Below are 17,479 nucleotides of genomic sequence, written 5' to 3'. Positions count from 1 at the left end.
ACCACAAGCACCCTATCCAGCAACCGCACTTCGCCAACAACGCTGCAAACGAGCTGGCGCCCCAAGTGAACGCGCGCACCATCGGTGCAAACGCTGCGCGGCTGCACCCTACGCACTAAATTCGGCGTAGCCATCTACTTGGCCTCTGGCCCGTTCAGCGGTTAAGGTGCTGGACAATGTTGACGCAAACAAGCGCCATCGGCGCACAGCCGCGTTGAACCTCAAGGAGCCCGGCATGCCCCCATCCCTCAGTGTGTTCTGGCGCGATCCAGCCCTGCCCTTTATCGAAGCCAGGCAGGTCGCAGACGGCCGCAAGCTTTGCTACGCCCGGCACTCCCACGCCACCTTCTCGATTGGCGCCATTACCGGCGGCACCAGCACCTATATCAACCGCGATGTTCAGCATCAGGTGCATGCCGGCAGCGTGGTGCTGATGAATCCTGGCGATGTGCATGCCTGTAATCCGATTGATGACCAGCCCTGGTCATATCTGATGCTGTATGTAGACTGCGCCTGGCTCGCCGGCCTGCAACAACAGCTTGGCTTCAGCCAAACCCCGGAGTTCAAACGCCTAGACAGCATCATGAGTGAGGATGGGCAGCTCTACTCGGGCTTGCTCAACCTGTATCAAAGCCTGACCTCTGATCTATCGCTGCCCGGCAAACAGCAGGCAGCCGAACGCTTCTTCAGACTGATGCTGGAATTACTCGACAGCCCAGCCGAGGCTAGCGCGCAAGTCCATGGGCAACTGGAACAGGCGGCCAGCTTTATCCGCAGGCACTGTGGCGACGCCCTGAAGATTGAAGACATTTGCAGCGCGGCTGGGCTGTCGCCCTCTTATCTGAGCCGCGCCTTCAAGCAGCACTACGGCATGACGCCCCATGCCTACCTGCTCAACCAGCGCATTCAATTGGCCCGCAACCTCCTCCGGGAAGGTCAGCCCTTGGCCGATGTCGCCTTGCAAACCGGCTTTGCCGATCAGGCGCATTTTCAACGCGCCTTCAAACAGCTGCTGGCGGCGACCCCAGGCCATTACCGCGGTTAATCGGCGAGCAACAGATAGAGCGCACTGCCGACCAACAACGCCGCCATGCAGCGATTGAACAACCTGACCTTGCCGGGCTGATCCAAATAGCGCCCGAGCATTGCACCGGCCCACACCCAAGCGGCAATCGACAGATAACAGATGACGAAATAGATCAGGGCAAACAGCAACACCATGCGCACATTGCCATCGGCCACAAAAGCGCCCATTCCCGACACCGATGCCAACCAGGCCTTTGGATTGAGCCACTGCATCAGCGCGCCATGGATAACCGACGGCCCAGAAGTGGCCTCGTCCCGGCTCACACGCCCGTCATCGCGCAGCAGATTCCAAGCCATGTACAGCAGGAAACCCACCCCGGCTAACTGAATCGCCAGCGTCAGCGAGGTCCAGCGTAGCAACAGACCATGCAGGCCCAAACCGACCAGCAGAAACAGCAAGGTAAAGCCAACTGTTGCCCCCGTGACATGCCGCAAACTGACGCGCACGCCATAACGCACCCCGGCACTCAACGCCACGATATTGACCGACCCCGGTGAAATGGACATGGCCAAGGCAAAAGCCGCCATAGCTAAAAACAGACTCATCAACCCCACTCCTTGCTTTATCAAAGAGTGCGAAGGTAAGTCCCGAACAAAGTGCTGTATTGAAGAAAACTGCCTAACTTGGCATTGATTAGGACGAGGCTATCAACCTGCGGCGTAGGCCGCAGACACACAGCAGACTTTGTCCGGCAGCGCTCAGTGGTTAAAGCTCGATAACCCTGGAGGCTGGATACAGCGTCATCCAACCGCCTATGGTCTGACGGCCTAAGCTGACTAAAGCCCTAATGCGCGCGTACGGCAGCGCGCTGCTTAAACAAGCACAGACACGCGACCATCAGCACAATCAGTGCAGCCGATGCCGAGTAGCGGCTGAGTTCCAGACCACCACTGCTAATGGGTTTATCGAGAAAATCACCGACCACCGCGCCCAGCGGACGCGTCAGGATAAACGCAGCCCAGAACAGCAAGGTGCGGGAGATTTGGGTAAAGAAGTAGGCCAGCGCAATCACCAGTAACAGACTGGCAAAAATCAGTGCACTGCCACTGTAACCCAGCCCCGCAGTATCGGCGGTCCAGTCACCCAAAGCCGTGCCCAAGGTCTGCGAAAACAAAATGGTGACCCAGTAAAACCCCTGGGCCTTGAGCGAGCCCAGACTTTCAATCGCGACCGAGCCTAAGCTGCGCTGCCATACCCACAAACTGAGCAGCAATAAACTCAGCAGCAGGGTCACGCCACCAGCGTAGCCAATCCCCAACGAACGATCGGCGAAATCCGCCAAGGTGGTGCCCAAAGTGGTCGTCGCAACCATGCACAACCAATAAATCCAGGCATTAAAGCGTTCGGCGCGCAACTGCAAGGTCAGTGCAACAACGAACACACTGCAAAACACCGCAGTACTGGCCAGATACCCCAGCCCTGCGGACATCGACAAGGCATCACCAGCGGTCTCACCAAGAGTAGTGGCAAAGATTTTCACTAACCAGAAGATCAGGGTTAACTCAGGCACCTTGCTCAGTATCTTTGAATTGTCCATCTGTATCCGTCCACAGGCTTAGGTGCCGAGCAGCGTACTCAGACGGGGTTCAACAAATAATCAAATTAGAGTGAAAAAAGCGTTGCCCGAGTGACGTATCCCCTCGCTAAAACTCGCCGCCTACTGATACACCGCATTAGCACGCGCCAAGAATCTTCAGAGAAAATCGCCCAACAAAACCTCAGGATTTTTTTACAAAGCAAACCAGAGGCTCTAATTCTTATTTAATACCTAGCCCCATCCTCTTGACGCCAAGCTCTTGCACTTAATAGACCCCAATAAAAAACCCCGCTGATCGCTCAGCGAGGTTTTTGTTTAGCGGGCATTCGGCCTTAGCGTTCAGTGGCGCCCGCTAAGGCCGTACGGCGGTGGATCAATGGGCAAACAGCGAACCACCGGCTTTGCCGACCAGCTTCTCTGGTTTGATCAGGAAGCGGGCCAGGGCTGGCAGCAGCAACAAGGCGCCGAACATGTTGACGATAAACATAAAGGTCAACATCAGGCCCATGTCGGCTTGGAACTTGATCGCCGAGAAGATCCAGGTGGCGACGCCGATGGCCAGGCACAGGCCGGTGAACAGCACGGCTTTACCAGTGGACTTCAGGGTCTGGTAGTAGGCTTCTTGCAGCGGCAAGCCGGCGCGCAGGAAGCTTTCCAGACGGCTGTAGATGTAAATACCGTAATCCACACCGATACCGACACCCAGGGCGATCACCGGCAAGGTGGCGACCTTCATGCCGATGCCGAGGAAGGCCATCAGCGCATTACCCAGAATCGAGGTGAGGATCAGCGGCAGCACGATGCAGATAGTCGCCGGCAGCGAGCGGAAAGTGATCATGCACATGATCCCCACCCACACGTACACCAGGGCCAGAATGCTCAGCTCGGAAGTGGAAATCACTTCGTTGGTGGCCGCTTCGATACCGGCGTTACCAGCGGCCAGTTTGAATTCCAGGCCTTCTTGCTGATTGGCCGCGGCGAACTCTTCCACGGCCTTAACCGCGCGTTTAAGCGTTTGCGCTTTGTGGTCTTCGAGGAAGATCAGCAGCGGCGCCAGCGAGCAGTCGGCGTTATACAAGCCGTCGGCGCGGGCGATGGAGTTGTTCAGCACGTCTGGGTTGCGCGACAGGGTTTCCCACTTCAGGTTGCCCTCGTTCATGCCTTTGATCATCTGCCGCGAGACAGTCACCATCGACACGGCCGATTGCACACCCGGGGTGTTGTCCATCTTCCACATCAGCTCATCCATCGCCGACAGGGCTGGATAAGTCGAGCAGCCTTCGGCAGCGGTTTTCACCATCACCACCAGCACGTCGGAGCTGGTCGAGTAGTTCTTGATGATGAAGTCGTTGTCCTTGTTGTAGCGCGAGTCCGGACGCAGCTCCGGCGCGCCTTGGTCAAGGTCGCCGACTTGCAGGTTGGCCTTCTGGTAGAAGAAGCAACCCACGCCTGCGGCCAAGCCCAGCACCACCATAAAGGGGGCAACATTGGGATGGGCGACGTTGGACAGCAAGCGCCAGAACGGCTTCTCGGCCACTGCATCTTTTTTGCTGCGCTCAATCGCCTTCTTGCTGATGCCCAGATAAGAAATAGCTACCGGCAGCAGAATCAGGTTGGTGAAGACGATCACCGCCACACCGATGGACGCACCGATGGCCAGCTCGTGGATCACACCGATGTCGATGATCAACAAGGTGATAAAGCCCACGGCGTCAGCCAGGATGGCGATCATGCCGGGCAGGAACAGTTGGCGGAAGGTGCGCCGCGCAGCGGTCAGGGAGTTGTCAGCATCACTGGACTGCAAGGCGATGCCGTTGATTTTCTGCACGCCATGGGAAATACCGATGGCGAAAATCAGGAACGGCACCAGCATCGAGTACGGGTCCAGGCCAAAGCCGGCCAAGTGCATCAGACCCAGCTGCCAGCCCACCGCGATCAGCGTGGTAATCAGCACGCCGATGGTGCTGCGGATACACCAGCTAAACCAGTACAGCAGCACAAAGGTGATCAGCAGAGCGATGGCGAAGAACGCCACGACCATCATCAGGCCGTCAATCAGATCACCGACTTTCTTGGCGAAACCAATGATCTGAATCTTCACATTGGGGTTTTGCGCCTGGTACTTGTCGCGGATCTTCTCTTCCAGCTGGTGGGAGAATTTCTGGTAATCGAGTTTGATCAGCTTGCCCTGATCCTCTGGGTCCGGGTAGGACTCCAGCAGCGGTACGTCGACGATGCTCGACTTAAAGTTGTTGGCCACCAAGCGGCCAACCTGACCCGACTTAAGCACGTTGCTGCGCAGCTCTTCCAAGCTTGCAGCGCTGCCATCGTAGGTCTGCGGGATCACTTCGCCACCGGCAAAGCCTTCTTCGGTCACTTCGGTCCAGCGCACGCTGGGGGTCCACAGCGACTTCAGGCCCGAACGATCAACACCGGGGATGTAGAAGGTTTCGTCGTTGATCTGACGCAGCGTCTCCATGTATTCCTTGGTGAAGATATCGCCGTCAGTGGCCTCCACCGAGATCCGCACGGTGTTACCGAGGTTGGCCAGATCATTACGGTGCTCCATCATGTTCTGAATGAACGGATGGCTCAGCGGGATCATTTTTTCGAAGCTGGTCGAAGGCCTTACAAGGGTGGCCTGGTAGAACAGGAAAATACTCACCAACAAACAGATCAGGATCACTGCAGGTCGGTTGTTAAAAATCAGGCGCTCTAAGAAGCTCGCCCTGTCCTGGTGATGGTTACTCATCAAACGCTACCCCAGCTTATTATTGTTGACCACGACTGGTATCAGTCGGCGCTGCGACATGAACGCCACCCTGCCCGACTAAGATCAGGCGACCGCTGCTATCGGCTGTGACGCCAGCGAGCGACAAGCGATCCGGACGATTCAGCACGCTAAAGCTTTGGCCCTTATCGGTACTACGCAGCACCGTGCCGCCATGACCGACGATGACCAGGCTGCCGTCGCTGAGCAATGCGCCGCTGGACAGACCAAACTCCAGCGCTGCGTCACTGCTGGTTTTCAGCGCCACACGCTGCCAGCTGTTGCCGAAATCAGTGGAATGGAACAGGTGCCCACGCAGGCCATAAACCACTAGACCGCCTGGCTCGCCAGTGGCCAGTGCACCGAACAGCGAGCCTTCATAGGGGCTCTGCACCTTTTGCCAGCTTTGGCCGAAATCCGCCGAACGGAAGATGGCGCCCTGCTCACCGACAATCACCAAGCCCGAACCTTTGATCTCGGCGATGGCATTGAGGTGATAGGTGTCTTCGTTGTCCATGCGCTCGCTGACGTCTTGCCAGTTAGCGCCACCATCGGTGGTTTCCAGCAGTGCGCCATAGGCACCGACCGCAATACCGTGATTGCGATCCTGGAACCAGATGTCCAGCAGCGGCGCTTCCCGCTCGAGGTCTTCGAACTGTTTGCTCCAAGTGCTGCCAGCGTCGCTGGTCACTAGGATTTGCGCATCGTGGCCGACCGCCCAGCCGTGGCTGTCATCGACAAAGAACATGGCGGTGAGCATTTGCTTGGACGGCACTTTGGCCTGAGTCCAGGTTTCGCCGTTGTCATCGGAATAAAGGATGTGGCCACGATCGCCGACAGCGACCAAGCGCTTACCGGCGTTGACTACATCGAGCAAAAGACTGTGTTGCGCTTTAGCCGACTCAACGGCTTGCACTTCAGCTTGGGCAGACTCGGCATGCACCACGAGTGGGCTGCTGGCGAGCATAAAAATAGACAGCACACTGCAGAGCGACAGCGCTTTGGCCAGTGGCGAATGAACGCGCAATGCCGATGTGCGGGCCAACCCCACAACTTCATTGGCCTGGGTGTGCCGCATAACGGGCTCACTCATATACCTTCCCCCTTATTCTTATATAGGTAGCACTACCCTTATAGCAGCCCACCTATCCTACTGAGCTTTGAAAAGGCCTGACAATCAGCACGACGTTATGTTTTGTTAAACCCCGCTAAACAGCTCGCGCGATAAAACCACCCATAACAAAAAGCCGCTACAACAGTAGCGGCCTTTTGCACACAGCGCACCGGCTTAACGGGTGCCGCGACGACGCAGGGCTGCTGGCTTGAAATAGCCGTCATCCGGGACTGGCTGGCTGAAGTCGATGGTGCTCGGCTCTTCGTTGTCCAGGTTCTGCACGTGATAACGGCGCGCTTGCAGATCGTGGAAGGTGTCCAGGGCAGACCAAGTGGTCGGTAGATCGTAGTAGTTTTTCAGGTAAGCGATGGAAACGCGCCACAGCTCACCACGGCCATCGTACTGGTCAACTACTGCGGCCTGCCAGCTGTCCTCGTCGAGGAACAAGGTCCGTTTGGAGTAAATGTGACGTGCGCCCGCTTTGAGCGTGCCTTCAACCACCCATACACGGTGCAGCTCGTGACGCGTGTAAGCCGGGTTCAAGTGGCCCACTTGCAGCAGGTCGTCGTACTTCACGTCGGGGCTGGTGACTTTGTAGTTGTTGTAGGGAATGTAGATCTCTTTTTTACCGACCAGCTTCCAGTCATAACGATCTGGCGAGCCGTTGATCATGTCGGTGTCGTCTGCGGTACGCAGGCCGTCAGCGGCCGCAATCGGGGTGTCGTAGGCCAGGTTCGGGGCACGGCGCACGCGGCGCTGGCCGGCGTTATAACCCCACGCCTGGCGCGGTTCTTTGACCTGATCCAGGGTCTCATGCACCAGCACTGCGCCACCGGCTAAGCGCGCTGGGCTCTTAGTGAAGGACAGGTAATAGAACATGATGTTGTTGAGTTCAGCGGCAGTGCCTTTGGGGTTGTAGAACTTGAACATGCCCTCTTGCTGCGAAGTCACCAGCGAGTAGCTGCCGTTGCGCTGCACCGCCACTTCCGAGGCGCGGCGCACGATGTAAGTACCGCGATAACGGGCGATGTGGTTCCACAGCGCTTCCACGCCGTTTTGTGGAATCGGGAACGGGATACCGCCGTAGGCGTCGGCGAAACCGTTACCGCCGTCCAGCAGCTTGGCGGTGCTGGCGTTTTTGATGCTGTTGTCATACACCCACTGCGGCGCCGAACCGGAACGGCGAGTCTGATAGACCGGCATTTGGTAGGTGTCAGGGTAGGTATTGAACAGGGCAATCTGACCGGCAGTCAGGTTGGCTTTGTACTGCTCAAGGTTAGCCTTGGTGATGGTAAACAGCGGTTTGTCCGCCGCGAATGGATCGACGTGATGCTGGCCGGGCTTGGTGTAGCCCGCCGGAGCCTGGGTAATACCGCCGGTCCACTCCGGGATGGTGCCTGCCGCGTTGGCGGCTTTTTCGGCGCCGAATGGCGTCAGGCTCTTACCGAGCTTGGCCACTTCAGCGGCGGGCGCAGCCGCCAGCGCGTTACCTGCAGTCAGAGCCAAGGCAATGGCCGCTCCGATCAGCGTGTGCTTGTTTAACATCTTCACTCTCCGTGCTAATTCAATGTCCAGGCGCCCGTAGACGCCCGGCGGTGCTAGCTATTTTTAGAAGGAATATTTGACGTTCAGGCCGATGTTGTCGCGGTCGCGGCCAGAGTTGTTCTGGCCTGCGCCCCAGAACTCGGTGTACTGCAGCTCGGCTTCGAGGCTGTTCAGATAGCTAGCGCGCAGACCCAGGGTGTAGGCCTTACGACCTTCGATGAAGTTACCGGTCTGGTGCGAATTACCCTCGAAGTCGTCCTTGTACACCACGAATGGCGACAGGTTGACCCCGGCATACACGTCGTTCCAAGTACCCGAGAACACCACGGTGTAGCCGTAAGCGTTCTTGTTGATTTGGTCATCACGGTCGTAACCCGAGACATAGGAGTTGTTCGGACGACCCGCGTAGTAACGGGAGTTGCCTTGGTAATCGAGGTACTGCAGGTTGCTGCCGCGAATGTGCTCGGAGGCCAGCTCGAACACACCGAACAGCGAGTCAAAGCTCAGGCCTGGGCCAAAGTTATGAATCGCGCCCAGGGAGGTGTTGTACATCTCCACGCGCTCGTAGTTGTGGATCGAGCCACCTAGGTTGACGGTGGCGCCAGCAATCTGCGCGGAGCCGTCCAGGCCACCCAGCAAGGCCGCCAGCGGGCCAGTGTTGGACAGCTTAGCGGCCTGGCCGATCAGATCGCCCAACAGGTCGTTGGTGGTGGCGATGCCGATTGGCAGGTTGGGCCGGTAGGACAGCTCACCGAATACCGAGGTTTCATTGATGGTGGTGTTGAAGCTCAGGCCCATCATGCGGATGTCTTCGGCGTACTCACGGCGCGCCTGCACATTAGCCAGAGTATCGAGGGTGGCCAGACCACCGGCGGCAGTCACGTTCGCCACGCTCAAACCGCCCGGCATGGCGCGCGCCACGTCGTCCAGGTTAACGCCTTGATAGCTGCCCAAGTCGGCGTAGATGCTCGGCTCTTTGGCGTGGTAGTTGATGTAGTAGAAACCAAACTCGGTGGAGTTCAGCTCTTCGGCGATATAACGGAAAGCGACGCCGTACTGACCGTCGTTTTTCGCGTTAAGGTCGGTGCCGATATCCGCCACGTGGACAATCTGGTCGCCGTCATAAACGAAGTTCTTACCCCCGGAACACAGGCCACCCGCTTGTGCGGCGCACAGGCCCAAGGCATCGCTACGATACAGCTGGGCTAAGCTCGCGCCGTTCAAAGCAGCCTGCGGTGCAGTCAGCGCGGTGCCGGCCAGGTTGGTGTAAGCCGTGCTGCCGCCATCGGCAAACAGGTCGGTTTCCGCGAAGTAAGTACCACTTGGGTCCATGGCGGATTCTTTCCAGTTGAACTGATAGAAAGTTTCCATGGACAGGTTGTCGGTCAGACCGATGTTGAAGCTCAGCGCCTCCACCGGCACCAGCACTTCTTTGAGCTCCGAACCTGGCAGGCGGAACTTGGCGGCGTCCACCGGGTTAGTGGTGTTTACCCCACCGCGATAGAACAGACCTTCACCCCAGTTGAACACTTGGTTACCGATGCGCGCGGTGACGGGCTTATCGAGGATGTCCCAGTTGCCGTACAGGTAGGCATCGAGAATCTGCGCATCACGCCCGGCCTTGTGACGGGTTTCGTAGGTGAAGGTGTTATCGCGCGGATAGCTCTGGCTCGGTTGATCCAGGTTGCTGTGGTAGTAGTCGTTGCGCTTATCCATGATCTGCGTGTCGTAAAACGCAGTACCGCGGATAAAGGCGCCGTAATTCTGGTAGGTCACTTCCAGATCACTGGTGATCTTGAACACTTGCGAGACCAGGCCAGTATCGAAGTTACGGTTGCCGTCGTTGGTGTTGATGTCGTTGTTGCTACGGTCCTGCCCCTGTACTCGCCACATTTGGCCGTAGGAGATGGTGGTGTCGATCGAACCACTGATCTCATCATCGGCAAAGCTGAACTCAACCGCTTGCGCCTGCGCCGCCACCAGCAATGGCAGCAGGCCGACAAAGGCAAACCCTGCCCGGGCAGGGGCAAAACGCAGTACAGGCTTACGGGACTTGAATTCCATGCAAAGTTTACTCCGCTGACAGATTGTTTTTATTGGTGCCCAACGGTTGGGGCACTCATTGGCCATACGCGTGATGGCCTTGGAATTACCGCTAAGGCTGCCCTGACTGTGTTGCGCTCCACGCCCATCGCAATGGGCTTTCCCCGGAGCCAGCACCAGCAGTTGAGGCCTTAATACAGCTGCAACTATGGCTATTTAGTAGCAACCATCGCGCCAAATAAAACGTTGGTATCAAAAACTTGGCAAAATAGTCTTGGGACTGATGACCCACTACGTGACTGCTCATTCCGCGAGCAGATATTTATCGATAAACCGCCCTTCACCGTTTTTTCTCTTCACGTCAGACACGGTCGAGCCAGGCGCAGGGCCATTAATGGCCACTCGCCCCAAATAATTCTGTCTAGGTCAAGGGTTTAAGCGGATTTAATTCAAGTGGCGCAGCGATTTATCGGCAGCCGGTAACAGTTAAGTGTTACCTCAAGCAGCCAAGTAACACTTTTCGCGATAAAAAATACGGGCTAATAACAGGATGCGTGGCGAGAAAGAGCCTGCGCATAGCTCTAGATTGCACCGGCCGAGGCCATGCAAACGCCGCTGCGAAAACAAAAATGGCAGGCAGAAATTGCTTCTGCCTGCCACTTTTTGCTACTTCAGCAAGACCCGCCTTAGTGCGCCAAGCTTTTGCTCACCACTTCAAACACGTCGCTGGACAGCTCACCGGCATCGACAATGCGCTGCAACTGCGCCTTCATCAGCGCCTGGCGCGCCTGGTCGTACTTGCGCCAACGGGTCAGCGGCGCCAGCAGGCGCGAGGCAATTTGCGGGTTGAGGCGGTTAAGGGTAATCACCTGCTCCGCCAGGAAGGCATAGCCACTGCCATCCGCCGCGTGGAAGCCCATCAGGTTCTGCTGGGCGAAGGCGCCGATCAAAGCACGGACCTTATTCGGGTTCTTCAGGGTGAAGGCCGGATGCTGCATCAGCGCCTCGACCCGCGCCAAGGCACCGGGCAAGGCGCTGGCGGCCTGGACACTGAACCACTGATCCATAACCAGCGCGTTGTCCTTAAAGAACTCGGCAAAGCTGGTCAGAGCCCGGGCTTTGTCCTCGGCAAACGGCGAGTTAACCAAACAGGCCAAGGCGCTCAGGCGCTCGGTCATGTTGTCGGCGTGCTCAAACTGCTCCAGGCACGCCTCTAACACCTCGGCGCGCTCGCTGAGCATCAGGTACGACAAGGCAATATTTTGCAGGCTGCGACGGGCGAAGTGCGCCGCCTCGGCCACGTACTCGGTCTTGCGCGACTGCTCGCGATTGGCCTGATAGCGAGCCCACAGCAGGTCATGCAACTGCGCCGCCAACTGCTTACGGACAAACTCGCGGGCCGCGTGGATCGCATCGACATCGGCCTGGGCGCTGAGCTCAACCAAATAACCTTCGCTCGGCAAGCTCAGCATCTCAGCGACCATGGCCGGGTCCAGGCTTTCATCTTGCAGCACCGCATGCAGGGCGCTGACCAAGCGTTGATCGAGGACCAAGGCCTCACCGCGCTGATGTTGGCCAATCAGTTCTTGCAACACCTGCACGCTCAACTGCTGGCCGGCTTCCCAGCGGTTAAAGCCATCGCTGTCGTGCTGCATGAGGAACATCAACTGATCACGGCTGTAAGGGAAGCTCAGCTTGACCGGCGCACTGAAGCCGCGCAGCAGGGACGGCAACGGCTGCTCCGGCAGGTTAACGAAGGTAAAGGCTTGTTCAGCCTCGCTGATTTGCAGCACCCGGCTGCTGCCGACAGGCTTGTCTTCGCCCACCAGTTGCAGTGGCAGTTCGCGCCCCTGGCTGTCGAGCAGGCCCAGTTCGACGGGAATCACAAACGGCAGCTTCTCCGCCTGGCCGGGCGTCGGCGGGCAGCTCTGACGGAACTGCAAGCGGTAGCTGTTGGCGGCCGCGTCATAGCTTTCGCTGACGTCCAAACGCGGCGTGCCGGCCTGGCTGTACCAGCGTTTGAACTGGGTCAGGTCAATGCCATTGGCATCTTCCATGGCCTTGATGAAATCGTCGCAGGTCACGGCTTGGCCATCGTGACGTTCAAAGTACAGGTCGCTGCCCTTACGGAAGCCTTCGGCGCCGACCAAGGTGCGGATCATGCGTACCACTTCCGAGCCCTTCTCATACACGGTCAGGGTGTAGAAGTTGGAGATCTCCATAAAGGCGTCCGGACGTACCGGATGAGCCATGGGGCCGGCGTCTTCGGCGAACTGATGGGTCCGCAGATAGGCCACGTCCTCGATGCGTTTGACCGTACGCGAATGCATATCGGCGCTGAACTCGGCATCGCGGAACACCGTGAAGCCTTCTTTGAGCGACAACTGGAACCAGTCGCGGCAGGTCACGCGGTTGCCCGACCAGTTGTGGAAGTACTCGTGGGCGACCACGCCTTCAACGCGCTGGTGGGCCGCGTCGGTGGCGGTCTCGGCGCGAGCCAGTACGCAGCTGGAGTTGAAGATGTTGAGGCCCTTGTTCTCCATGGCGCCCATGTTGAAGTCATTGACCGCGACGATCATAAAGATGTCCAGATCGTACTCGCGGCCATACACCTCTTCGTCCCAGCGCATGGACTTCTTCAGGCTGTCCATGGCGTGCTGGCACTTGTCGATGTTCTCCGGCTCCACGTAAATGCGCAGGGTCACTTCGCGCGCGCTCAGGGTGGTGAAGGTGTCCTCGACGCACCACAGATCACCGGCGACCAAGGCAAACAGATAGGCCGGCTTTTTGAACGGATCTTCCCAGGTGGCCCAATGCCGGGCTTTTTCGCCCGGCGCGGTTTCCTCGGTGCCGCTGGCAATCGGGTTGCCGTTGGACAGCAGCACTGGGTAGTCATGCTGCGCTGCGCTCAGGGTGGTGGTGAACTTGCTCATCACATCCGGGCGGTCGAGGTAATAGGTGATCTTACGGAAACCCTCGGCCTCGCACTGGGTGCAGAACATGCCGCTGGATTTGTACAGGCCTTCCAGCGCGGTATTGGTTTCTGGGTGAATGCGCACGCTGCTGTCGATGACAAAGCTGGCGCTGGCCGGCTGCACGGTCAGGTGACTGTCAGTGAGTTGATAGTCCGCCGCGCTCAGCTCGCGGTCATCCAGCGCCACGCGCAACAACTCCAGTTTCTGGCCGTCGAGGCGCAGCGCCGGCAGGCCCGTGCCGGCCTCGGGGTTGCGGCGCATAACCAGCTGCGCATGGACCAGGGTGTGATCCTCAAACAGCTCAAAGGTCAGATGGGTCTCATCGATCAGATAGTCCGGAACTTGGTAGTCCTTGAGGTAGATCATCTGTGGCTGTTCGGTACGCATGGCTTGTGGCCCTTTATCTGCGGCGCGCGGCGCCGGGTTTGCGAAGAAGTGTCTCAGGCGGCCAGTTCGTGGACGGCCAGCTGATAAGCAGTGTACTTACGGATATTGATCACGCCGGTATCAAACAGCAGGTACTGGCCCTTGATGCCCAACAAAGTGCCTTCGGCCAGCGGATTTTTATCCAGATTAAAGCTGGTGATCTTGCTCGGATACGCTTCAATCGGGTAGCTGATCTCCACCACTGGCTGCTCGCTCAACGGTTGGATGGCCTGGATGCCAAAGCGCTGTTGCAACTCGCTGATACCCATGGCGCAGTGACTGAACAACTGCTCACGCACGGCGATCAAGTCCACCGGGGTCGCATCACCTTTAAGCAAAGCACGCCAATTGGTTTTGTCTGCCACCTGGCTGCGCAGCAGGTCTTCAACAAAGCCTGATTGCTGACGGGTGGCGACGCGCATGATCGGCAGTGCCTGACTCGCGCCTTGGTCGATCCAGCGGGTGGGAATCTGCGTGGCGCGGGTAATGCCGACTTTGATGCCGCTGGAGTTGGCCAGATACACCACATGATCGGTCATGCAGAACTGCTCGCCCCAGCTTGGCTCGCGGCACGTGCCGGCATCGTAATGGCAGCGCTCCGGGCTCATGATGCAGAGGTCGCACTGGGCCAGTTTCTGCATGCACGGGTAGCAATAACCTTGGCTGTAGCTGCTTTTGGTTTTGCGCCCGCAGTGGCTGCAATGGATGGCGCCCAAGAACTCCAAACGCAGACTTTTGCCGATCAGTGGGTTGACCGGTACTAACTCCTCACCCAAGCGAAAACTGTATTGCACCGGGGCATTTAACTCGGTGGACATCTTGCTCAGGGCACCGCGGGCCAACTCACTCATTACCAACTCGTTTAATCAGAAAAAATTAATGCAGGGTGTCCGAAGACTTGAACAGCAGGTTAGGCACCGGATCGGACTTGGAGCTGCATTCCTGCGGGCCCATGTAGCCAATGCGCTCGTCCTCGGGCAGGTTTTGCATCTCCCAGGCGATCAGCGCCTGCAGGGTCAGCTCTTTTTGCTCCTGGCTGAGCTTGCGGCCATCGGGCCACTTACCGATTTCTACCGCCAGTTTGAGATTCTGGTAAATCTCCGGAGTGATATTGGCAATTGCATCTAAAAAGGACGACATAGCAGCCTCCACAAAAAAGGGCTTCAGTTTACCGCTGCCGGCGCGCCAGCGCACCGCCTAGCAAGCCCGTTACGCAGCCAGCCAGCAGCCCGCCGACATGGGCGGCGTTGGCAATCGCACCGAACTGCAACAGCTCAAACACGCCGGTCATGCACACCACCAGCCACACCAGCATCATGATCAGCACGCCGCGCGGCAGCTCATACACCGGATTGGGCGCCAGCTTCTGGTAAATCCAGCAGTGCCCCAGCAAGCCGTAGAGCACCCCGGACAAGCCGCCGAAAATCGAAGGGCCGGAGTACCAGTACTGCGCCAGGTTGGCGCCCAGGCTAAACAACAACGTCAGCCCCAGCAGCAGCCAACGGCCTTGGCGGTACTCGATGCGCCGCCCCAGCTCCCAGAACCACAGGCTGTTCATGGCTAAGTGGAGAATGCCGAAATGCAGGAGCATGGGCGACACCAGGCGCCACCACTGGCCCTCCGCCAAGGTGTCGCTGAGTTGGGTGAAATAGCCGTATTCACCCTCCACCCGAAAGTCGACAAAGCTCAGCCAGCTCACCGCCTCTAGGTTATCGCCGAGCCAAGTGATGACCGCCACGACAAAACACAGCAGCAGCACCGCAGTGGTCATGGGGCTGGCCTTGAGCTGCTGCAACAGCCCTGGCCGATAGGGCCTAGGTGCGGGTTCAGCCCCCGCCAACACGCCCTCGACATCCCCTAATGGAAAGCGCTGGTACAACTCACGCACCTGCTCGGCATAGGCCGCGCTGGGCACCCACAGCACCTGCTCACCTGCCTCCTCGGCCACCCGGTGGGGTAACTGCAAGTGCTTGAGCATCTGCACAAAGCCGCTGAGGTTGATCTCGTCACTGACACGCAGCGCCGCTATGGCACTCATGGCCGCGCCTCCGGGCCTTCGACGTTGACCCACACGAACTTGTCGCTGTCGATACGGTTTTCTTGGTCCAAGCGATAAGCCACCAGCTTGCCTTTAAGCACCGCGCTGTAATCCAGGCACGCCAGGTTCGGGCGGATTGCCGTGGGCTTGCCGCGCCGCCAGTAGTGGCCCACAAACAGCATGGGCTGATCGTCCGGGTATTTCAGCAGCTCGGTCTTTTGCGACTCGCTCAAGGGAATTTGCGCCGCCAGCTCGGGCAAGGCATCGGGCTGAAACACGATATCGCCGTAGGTCTGCGGGTTTTCTTCCCAGAATTTGGTGCGGAAATACGAGCGGGTAAAACCATCGTTACTGGTCAGGGTCATGTCGCCGGGCAGACGCATGTCGGTGCCGCGCAACAGTCGATCTAAGGCGGTGTTGGCGAAGTTGCCGGGGATCGCCGACTCCTGCAAAAACGCCTCATCGATACAGGCATTGGGGAACTGCGCGCGCAGCGGGTCGATCAAGCTCTGATCCCAGCAGGCGTGGACGACGCGAAAGCGCCCGGCATCGATAAACAGCGGCAGCTCATAGAACCAGTCGAGAAAGCCCTGCCATTCATCCCCATAGGCTTCGAACTGTTCCAGGGTTTGCTGGATTAAACGGCGGTGCCTAGGTGAATGCTCACGCACATAGTGGCGACCGCTACCGGCCGGGGCCGGCGTACTCCAGCCCAGTGCATTGAACTCATGGTTGCCCATGATGCACAGCGCACTACCGGCGCGGACCATGTCATGCACCAAATGCAGGGTCTCGCGGATATGCGGGCCACGGTCGATCAGGTCGCCGACAAAGATCGCCATCCGCTGCGGATGGCGCCACACCCCGGCCTCGATACGGTAGCCGAGGGTGCTCAGCAGATGTTCTAAGGTCTTGCCGCAACCATGGATATCGCCAATAAAGTCGTAGCCCCGGGCGGGATCAAGCTCCATTAGTCGTGCCCCCCGAGCCGGCTGCCCCAACCCAGCTTCTTGCGGCAGACTTCGTAATAGTTGTGATCCAGCGGGTGGATCAGCAACAGTTTTTGCGGGCGTTTGGCCACCGTGATGGTGTCGCCGGGGGCGCAGGTAAAGTGGTTCTGGCCGTCACAGGAAACCAGCGGATAAACCTGCAAGTCCTTGGACACCACGATCTTCAGTTCGCTGCTGGCATCCACCACGATCGGCCGGCTCGACAAGGTGTGCGGGTACATCGGCACGATCACAATGGCATCCAGCTTGGGATGCATGATCGGCCCGCCAGCGGACAGCGCATAAGCGGTGGAGCCGGTTGGGGTGGCGACGATCAGGCCGTCGGCCTTCTGACTGCACACGAACTGACCGTCGATATACAGCTCGAACTCGATCATCTTGGTCGACTTGCCGGGGTGCAGCACCACGTCGTTGAGCGCATCGCCCTGACCAATGGCCTCGCCGTTACGGCGCACTTCGGCTTCGAGCAAAAAGCGGTTTTCGGTGAGGTAATGCCCCTCCAGCACCTGTCCGACTTTCAGCTCCAGTTCATCGGGGCTGATATCGGTCAAAAAGCCCAAACTGCCACGGTTGACGCCCAGCACCGGCACCTTATGCCGAGCCAGCGCGCGCGCCGCCCCCAGCATGCTGCCGTCCCCACCGACGACGATGACCAGATCGCAAATCTCGCCCAAGTGCTTACGCGCACTGGTTTGCAGACCGTGACCGGGGAGCACTTCGGCGATGGTGTCTTCGAGAATGACGTGGAGGTGACGCTCAAGCAGAAACTTCTTCAGCCGGCGAATAGTGTCGAGTACCTGGGTACTGCCTAATCGGCCGATGATGCCGATATTACGAAATTGCTCCATGGTGCTCCCGCCCAGCTCTGAACTAATGCCAGCAATTATGGGCGAAAGCCCGGCTAAGCAGCAAACTGGCCTGCCCGCAGGGCATT

Annotated in this window: 13 protein-coding genes; 1 reads left to right on the top strand and 12 read right to left on the bottom strand. The window is 58.4% G+C overall.

Annotated elements, in window-relative coordinates:
- Positions 1-235 precede the first annotated feature (235 nt).
- Positions 236-1,045, top strand: coding sequence for a helix-turn-helix transcriptional regulator (locus NTD81_RS02815; RefSeq protein ID WP_262179216.1), 810 nt, complete (start codon positions 236-238; stop codon positions 1,043-1,045).
- Here NTD81_RS02815 and NTD81_RS02810 read toward each other — a convergent pair.
- The 12 genes from NTD81_RS02810 to NTD81_RS02755 all read right to left on the bottom strand — a co-directional run bounded on the left by NTD81_RS02810 (position 1,042) and on the right by NTD81_RS02755 (position 17,393).
- Complete coding sequence (locus NTD81_RS02810; protein ID WP_262179214.1) at positions 1,042-1,632, bottom strand: LysE family translocator; 591 nt, start codon at positions 1,630-1,632, stop codon at positions 1,042-1,044. The two genes, NTD81_RS02815 and NTD81_RS02810, sit on opposite strands and share 4 nt — an antisense overlap.
- Positions 1,633-1,871: 239 nt before the next feature.
- A complete protein-coding gene (locus NTD81_RS02805; protein WP_262179213.1) occupies positions 1,872-2,624 on the bottom strand; it encodes a hypothetical protein in 753 nt (250 codons plus the stop codon).
- Positions 2,625-2,997: 373 nt separating this feature from the next.
- On the bottom strand, positions 2,998-5,376 hold the full coding sequence (locus tag NTD81_RS02800; protein ID WP_262179211.1) for an efflux RND transporter permease subunit: 2,379 nt from the start codon (positions 5,374-5,376) through the stop codon (positions 2,998-3,000).
- A gap of 19 nt (positions 5,377-5,395) precedes the next feature.
- Positions 5,396-6,487 carry a WD40/YVTN/BNR-like repeat-containing protein gene (locus NTD81_RS02795; RefSeq protein WP_410017107.1) on the bottom strand — a complete coding sequence of 364 codons (1,092 nt, stop codon included), beginning with the start codon at positions 6,485-6,487 and terminating at the stop codon, positions 5,396-5,398.
- Positions 6,488-6,682: 195 nt separating this feature from the next.
- Positions 6,683-8,053 carry a DUF1329 domain-containing protein gene (locus tag NTD81_RS02790; protein ID WP_262179209.1) on the bottom strand — a complete coding sequence of 457 codons (1,371 nt, stop codon included), beginning with the start codon at positions 8,051-8,053 and terminating at the stop codon, positions 6,683-6,685.
- Between the two features lie 63 nt (positions 8,054-8,116).
- Entirely contained in the window at positions 8,117-10,117 is a 2,001-nt protein-coding gene (locus NTD81_RS02785; RefSeq protein ID WP_262179208.1) for a DUF1302 domain-containing protein, read from the bottom strand.
- A 665-nt stretch (positions 10,118-10,782) separates the two neighbouring features.
- The gene (gene pepN, locus NTD81_RS02780) at positions 10,783-13,458 is read right to left on the bottom strand and encodes an aminopeptidase N (RefSeq protein ID WP_262179206.1); all 2,676 of its coding nucleotides are present in this window, start codon (positions 13,456-13,458) and stop codon (positions 10,783-10,785) included.
- A gap of 53 nt (positions 13,459-13,511) precedes the next feature.
- Positions 13,512-14,348: a DUF2797 domain-containing protein gene (locus NTD81_RS02775; RefSeq protein ID WP_262179204.1), complete on the bottom strand. Its 837-nt coding sequence runs from the start codon at positions 14,346-14,348 to the stop codon at positions 13,512-13,514.
- 25 nt (positions 14,349-14,373) lie between these two features.
- Positions 14,374-14,637: a YeaC family protein gene (locus tag NTD81_RS02770; RefSeq protein ID WP_262179202.1), complete on the bottom strand. Its 264-nt coding sequence runs from the start codon at positions 14,635-14,637 to the stop codon at positions 14,374-14,376.
- A gap of 28 nt (positions 14,638-14,665) precedes the next feature.
- Positions 14,666-15,535 carry a rhomboid family intramembrane serine protease gene (locus NTD81_RS02765; RefSeq protein ID WP_262179200.1) on the bottom strand — a complete coding sequence of 290 codons (870 nt, stop codon included), beginning with the start codon at positions 15,533-15,535 and terminating at the stop codon, positions 14,666-14,668.
- Entirely contained in the window at positions 15,532-16,506 is a 975-nt protein-coding gene (locus NTD81_RS02760) for a metallophosphoesterase (RefSeq protein WP_262179198.1), read from the bottom strand. The genes NTD81_RS02765 and NTD81_RS02760 overlap by 4 nt, the downstream gene beginning before the upstream one ends.
- Complete coding sequence (locus NTD81_RS02755) at positions 16,506-17,393, bottom strand: NAD(+) kinase (protein ID WP_262179196.1); 888 nt, start codon at positions 17,391-17,393, stop codon at positions 16,506-16,508. Before NTD81_RS02755 ends, NTD81_RS02760 begins: the two co-directional genes overlap by 1 nt.
- Positions 17,394-17,479: the final 86 nt, after the last annotated feature.

This window comes from Pseudomonas sp. 5P_3.1_Bac2 (genome assembly GCF_025465995.1).
GTDB lineage: Bacteria > Pseudomonadota > Gammaproteobacteria > Pseudomonadales > Pseudomonadaceae > Aquipseudomonas.
This window is presented reverse-complemented; position numbering and strand designations above follow the sequence as displayed.

Bases quoted from the DNA above. Each gene is read 5' to 3' on its own strand.
- NTD81_RS02785 (WP_262179208.1), bottom strand. From the start codon at position 10,117: ATGGAATTCAAGTCCCGTAAGCCTGTACTGCGTTTTGCCCCTGCCCGG.
- NTD81_RS02770 (WP_262179202.1), bottom strand. From the start codon at position 14,637: ATGTCGTCCTTTTTAGATGCAATTGCCAATATCACTCCGGAGATTTAC.
- NTD81_RS02760 (WP_262179198.1), bottom strand. From the start codon at position 16,506: ATGGAGCTTGATCCCGCCCGGGGCTACGACTTTATTGGCGATATCCAT.
- NTD81_RS02790 (WP_262179209.1), bottom strand. From the start codon at position 8,053: ATGTTAAACAAGCACACGCTGATCGGAGCGGCCATTGCCTTGGCTCTG.
- NTD81_RS02755 (WP_262179196.1), bottom strand. From the start codon at position 17,393: ATGGAGCAATTTCGTAATATCGGCATCATCGGCCGATTAGGCAGTACC.
- NTD81_RS02800 (WP_262179211.1), bottom strand. From the start codon at position 5,376: ATGAGTAACCATCACCAGGACAGGGCGAGCTTCTTAGAGCGCCTGATT.
- pepN (WP_262179206.1), bottom strand. From the start codon at position 13,458: ATGCGTACCGAACAGCCACAGATGATCTACCTCAAGGACTACCAAGTT.
- NTD81_RS02775 (WP_262179204.1), bottom strand. From the start codon at position 14,348: ATGAGTGAGTTGGCCCGCGGTGCCCTGAGCAAGATGTCCACCGAGTTA.
- NTD81_RS02810 (WP_262179214.1), bottom strand. From the start codon at position 1,632: ATGAGTCTGTTTTTAGCTATGGCGGCTTTTGCCTTGGCCATGTCCATT.
- NTD81_RS02815 (WP_262179216.1), top strand. From the start codon at position 236: ATGCCCCCATCCCTCAGTGTGTTCTGGCGCGATCCAGCCCTGCCCTTT.
- NTD81_RS02805 (WP_262179213.1), bottom strand. From the start codon at position 2,624: ATGGACAATTCAAAGATACTGAGCAAGGTGCCTGAGTTAACCCTGATC.
- NTD81_RS02795 (WP_410017107.1), bottom strand. From the start codon at position 6,487: ATGAGTGAGCCCGTTATGCGGCACACCCAGGCCAATGAAGTTGTGGGG.
- NTD81_RS02765 (WP_262179200.1), bottom strand. From the start codon at position 15,535: ATGAGTGCCATAGCGGCGCTGCGTGTCAGTGACGAGATCAACCTCAGC.